At 45.5% G+C, this 804-nt stretch carries 1 protein-coding gene; it reads left to right on the top strand.

The genetic code is table 11. From position 1 onward, the window contains the following. Window positions 1-162: 162 nt before the first annotated feature. A partial coding sequence (locus tag A3739_RS01680; RefSeq protein WP_156502246.1) for a cache domain-containing protein occupies window positions 163-804 on the top strand: 642 nt, incomplete at its 3' end.

Below are 804 nucleotides of genomic sequence, written 5' to 3'. Positions count from 1 at the left end.
AACATGGAGACCGAGCGAAGATTGGCTCATCCGAGGCGAACTGCATTACATAGACGGATGGTCTCGTTTATTTAACCGCGACAACATGAACATCAGTCGCAATCGATATTGGCACGCAGCCATGCTGCAAATTGCCTACCGCTGGTAAAAGGATCTACCGCATTGAAACAAACACAAAAACCACAATTTAGCATTACGTGGCAAGCTTTCGGCCTAACTAGCCTCGTACTAGCGGTGCTGTTTGTGTTTGTTTTATTGGTTCTCACTAATGCGACATCTAGCCAGTTCAACGTGGCGATGAATACAATCTTCGAGCGCAATCAAAAACAATTTCAAGCCTTGCTAGATGTCGAAGGCCAAAAGATATCGCAGCTGTCTTTATTCACCGCACGGAACCAAGGTCTCGCGAAGTTATTGGCAACTGAAAACAGTCAATCCATTGAAAATGCGCTATCTGATCTCAGCTGGAATCTGCAAATTGAATACGGCATCGATAAAGTCATGCTCTACGACGCACAAGGTTTTGAGCTTTCAACAACAGCCGAAATGAACGAGCAGATCTTCGCGCAATCAATTCTCAGAAAAGAACAGCATGACTGGCGACTGCAGTGCAATGCGCAGTGTTATGTTGTCGCTGGCGCCCCTATTCTTTACGAGGGCGATGTGGTGGGTGTCGTCGCGCTGAGCGAACCTTTGACCAATGTTCTTTTAAAGTTCTATCAGATTAACGAAATCAATACAGCCTTGTTATCTGAACGTTATGAACGTTACACCTATGTCGAGCATCTACCTGAATGGAGCCAT

The sequence above is a fragment of the Oleiphilus sp. HI0067 genome, from assembly GCF_001635735.1.
Note: the sequence above shows the minus strand (reverse complement) of the source record. Positions and strands in the feature narration are given on the sequence as shown.